3 protein-coding genes and 1 pseudogene are annotated in these 4140 nt (G+C 49.8%); 2 read left to right on the top strand and 2 right to left on the bottom strand.

What is annotated here, in order from left to right; translation table 11 throughout:
- Nucleotides 1-1950: pseudogene (locus tag L691_RS0115610) on the bottom strand (cation-translocating P-type ATPase); the annotation flags it as partial.
- Between the two features lie 164 nt (nt 1951-2114).
- On the opposite strand from L691_RS0115610, the gene L691_RS0115615 reads away from it, so the two are divergent.
- Entirely contained in the window at nt 2115-2339 is a 225-nt protein-coding gene (locus L691_RS0115615) for a hypothetical protein (protein WP_025691396.1), read from the top strand.
- A gap of 67 nt (nt 2340-2406) precedes the next feature.
- A complete protein-coding gene (locus L691_RS0115620) occupies nt 2407-2748 on the top strand; it encodes a glycine zipper domain-containing protein (protein WP_025691397.1) in 342 nt (113 codons plus the stop codon).
- Nucleotides 2749-2876: 128 nt separating this feature from the next.
- Here the strand turns inward: L691_RS0115620 and L691_RS0115625 are convergent, their stop codons facing one another.
- Nucleotides 2877-3740 carry a hypothetical protein gene (locus L691_RS0115625; protein ID WP_025691398.1) on the bottom strand — a complete coding sequence of 288 codons (864 nt, stop codon included), beginning with the start codon at nt 3738-3740 and terminating at the stop codon, nt 2877-2879.
- Nucleotides 3741-4140: the final 400 nt, after the last annotated feature.

A 4140-nucleotide genomic window follows, 5' to 3' on the forward strand; every position in this document is an offset into this window, starting at 1 on the left:
GGCACTGCCTGTGTCAGCGGGAAATGCTTGCTGAGCTAGTTTTTGCGTGCGGGAAAGAAAGATCAGCGACAGGGCGTCGCTAGCCAAATTTGCAATTGGGGCGCTCAGTACGCCAAAGGCGGCCAGCAGAGCTCCGAATACATTCCATTTCCTCGTAATTTGGAAGTGCTCATGAATCGTATTCTCCAGCTTGTGAGCGGATAGTTTGGCGTCCAGTACCCGCTCAAGCTGATCGAATGAGGTGCCGGGGACGCCGGCTTCCATTAAATAGCGGCTGTACTCGCCGGAAGACTCGCTCACAAGGAGCACACGGATTCCTTGGTCATGAAGCCCTGCGATGCGCTCCACCGCTTCACTGATCGGAGTGTCCAGCCAATCCGTGTGCAGGCCGAGCCGGACCAGCGCTTCCCGGCCAATGCCGGAGCTATCCTCCAGCACGGCGGTCTGAATACCCTGCTGCCGCGCCCGCGTGAGCAGCGCCTTCCGCCCGGGGATAAGCTGCTGACCGCGATAGATCAGTCCTTGGCTTATCCAATTCCCGCTGATTTGCTTCGCCAGGAACAGCACCTCACAGCCTTTATTTTCCATCCGTTTAGCCTCAAGGTAATACTGCTCGAAGGCAACTCCGTGCCGCTTGCAAAAGCCAAGATTGCCGATGGCATAAGATGTATTGCTGATCAGGCCGCTAATTCCGTCTTCCTCTTCGGCGACGTGAAAGGCCGAGCGTATCGTACGGCATGTTTGCTTTGCCTTCTGCAGTACTTCGTCTTTCCACGGATGCTCGGTTTTTTTCATCAACCCTGCTGTCAGACAAATGATCTTGTCCGGGTCTTCCTCATGTGACACACATTCCGTCTCCTGAATATTCGTCTGCACAAGAAGAGATGTGTCTTCCAGCAGCAGCGTGCCGGTTTGGGCCAAATGCGCAATCGATTCTCCTTGGGGAAGACCCGAATCCGCTTCTTTGGAGTAAAGCTCCGCCTGCTGCCAGGCCGTCTTCACCGGAATCGTCGCCGGCCTTGGATTTGCGGCGAGCAGCACTGCAATGGCCCGCAAAGGACTGCGGGTAAAGAGCCAGGCGCCCGCTGCGGCTGCTAACCCTAAGCGTCCGGCACGCTCGCTGTAGGCTTGAATTTCGGGAGACAGCGGGGGTGTTTCCATATCTTCCAGCCCGATCCGGCTCCGTTTCCAATTTACATATTGAAGAATGCTTGATGCACCCAGCACGACGAGATTTTCCCGGACGAGCGCTAGTCCTAACGCGGCGGTGCCGAGAATCAGGTCGGAACTGAACTTGCCTTGCTTGGCGAGACGATTAAAGCCCCTCCGAAGATAAGGGTACCCGGTAACGGCGGCGACCAGCCCGGACATGTAGAAGGGAACCGGACTAGCGGCCAATGCAGACTTGCCGAATATCAACTGCTTGGTTCCAAGCACCAGAAGTCCGCCCATCGCAATCGCCAGCGGAAGGGGGACGCCTGGCGGCGAAGCGGATCGCGGATAGACTGGGGCCAGCTTTGTTTCTGGCGGTTGGGACAAAGCCTTTGAATTCTGAAAGGAATTCGCATCCACAGAAGGCTGCTGCGGCAGCCGCGATGTCTCCAAAGAGGCAGCTGTTTCAGCGCATTCCTCACGCTCGGCAGCTGCATGTTCAGGCGCACCCTGGCAGGATTGGAGGTTAGCTTCTTTTTTATTATGACCGCCATACTTGCTCTCCAGCAGCTCCAGTTGATGCAGCAGCTGGCGCCCGGAAGTTTGCCGTTCGTCATATACAACGAGAATTCGGCCGGTTATCGCGGATGCTTCGGCTTTAGTGACACCCGCCAGGAGCGCCAGGTCCTGACGCAAAGCCAGTTCTGTTGGCTTACTGTGCAGCAGACCCGCAAATTCCAGGCGAATACGCCCCGGCAAAAAGCGGATAACCCTGCTGGTATGAGCGGTAATCGACATGAAATTGCTCCTTTTAGGGGGATTTACTGCATTTTTATCGCAAAAAGTAGTATTTGCAATTTAAATTAGGTTATGCACCGGATTAAAGGAGCTTTACGCATAAAACCCCGTGCTTTGAGAGATAATCTTATTTGCTTAAGTTAATCCTTTTTTGGAGGGTTCTCATGATAAAATCACGTGTGGGTTTGATATTGGGCGCTGCGGCATTATGGTTGGCATTATCGCCGGAAGCTCGAAAAACCGTAAGGAGATGGGCGGTCAGGGGGACGGAGACCGTCCTTGACTTAACCGAGATGGCGAAGGATACGGGTTCCGCGGCGCAAAGCAGGCTTCAGTCGCTAACTGCTCGAAATGAGGAGACAATTTCCAAGAATCCAGCTGATAACTAATAAGTGTTTTGGACACAATCTGATGGGACCGCTAAATGCGGTAATTAAATGAATGGAGGGCTTTCCTATGTTCCAAGGCGGATCGCTATGGGCAGGCCTTCTTGCTGGAGGCATGTCGCAGCTTCAGGACACCAAGAGCTTGCAGCAGGGGCAGTTGGGCAAGAAGGATTATACGGCGCACACGGTGGAAAATGTGACCGGAGCAGTTGGAGTAATGGCCGGAGTGGAGTACGGAGCGGTGCTCGGTAGTACGGTGCTGCCCGGTGTGGGTACCGTCGTTGGGGCGGTGCTTGGCGGCGTACTGGGCGACCGGGTGGGCCGGGTTGTAGGCAATCAGGCGGGCAATCTGATCAGCCGGAACCCGTTGGTTAACCAGGCTGTAGAGCCGATTAAAGAAGCGGTTCAGTAACAAGAAAGGGCGGGGATGCGTTCCCGCCTTTCTTTTTTTGTAGAGGACGAATCTAGCCATTCACCCCATGATTAAATGCAACTACGGTGTTATCAGCCGTCGTTGTCGAGGAAAAAGGGACTACAATACTAAGAAATGTTACGACTATGAACATTGCTGTTAATGTTTTTTTCATTAGAAAGCACTCCTTTTAAAATTTTTTCGTACATGCTTTGCTGTTCCAGAGTTGCATATGCACGTACAGTCTCATACATTGCAATACTTGTAATAATTTCCCTGGATACATTCATTTTAGTGGCTGATGATAAATAATCAAGCATATAATTTATGGCATCCGAAAACCGCTGTTGATTCAAGTGGTAAATGGATAGCTGGTGAAGCAATTTGATATAATACACACGGTTTCCGGTGTCTTCATAGCTAAAGAAAGTATCTAATTCATGCGGAATGTAAGTATCAAGTAGTGGTTCGATATTCCACTTATTTAGATTGGCTGCTTCTAACATTGTGATTAAGCCTGGCAGTATTTCTTCCTCGTTATTATTAATAAAATCATTATATTCATCCAAAACTTCAAGTTTTCCTGATAATAGATCAATGGCGTAGGAATTCGCTCTCGCGAAAACTTTAAATCGCTGAACTTCTTGTTGACCCTCTTGGTCCTGACCAACAAACCCATCTAAGTTGGCATACTTGTCTATGTACTCTCTAGCTGCATCATAATGCCCTTGCTTCTGGTTAACGACCGACTTGGCCAAAAAACTATAACCGATGTAAAACACAAGCGGCCGTTTTAATGGGAGCTGAAGCCCGGGAAAAACGTTAGCTTGTTTTAGCTGAGTTTTGTACAGACTATCGGCCAAGGCATGCATGTGATTCGCAATACGGTCAGCATCTTCCCAATTGCATTGCTTATAACTTGATCTGAATAATTCAAAAGCCTTGTCTAATGGATGGTTGTTTTCTGATAACAAATAAATTTCATCTTCCAAGCGAATCCCTTCACATTACTCATTAGGAGTCAAAGACGTACCCCAGTACGCTGCTCTCCATATTATTCCAAATATATACAATAATTTACTAGAGGTCAATTCCCATTTTTTCGGGCTTTTCCGGTTGCTGGCCGAATCGTTTGCCGGGCGATCACGTACCAGGGATGGCCATCGACTGATAGAGAGTCGGGGGTAAATTAAAGAAAGAGCCAACTTGTGGCTCTTTCTTTAAAAAATGGATTAACCAGCGTTATAGTCTCTGCTATATTCAATATTTTTTGGCTTCTTAGTGTTGTTGACATAAGTAGTCCCAATGGGCAGCTAGAAAGTATCTAATCGGTAATCGGACCACCTTTTTGTCCTTTCTCCTAGGCCCCTTAATTAAACTGGAGTCATCCCA

Origin of the sequence: Paenibacillus zanthoxyli JH29, from assembly GCF_000520715.1 — a bacterium.
Lineage (GTDB): Bacteria > Bacillota > Bacilli > Paenibacillales > Paenibacillaceae > Paenibacillus_AQ > Paenibacillus_AQ zanthoxyli.

Bases quoted from the DNA above. Each gene is read 5' to 3' on its own strand.
- L691_RS0115615 (WP_025691396.1), top strand. From the start codon at position 2,115: ATGATAAAATCACGTGTGGGTTTGATATTGGGCGCTGCGGCATTATGG.
- L691_RS0115620 (WP_025691397.1), top strand. From the start codon at position 2,407: ATGTTCCAAGGCGGATCGCTATGGGCAGGCCTTCTTGCTGGAGGCATG.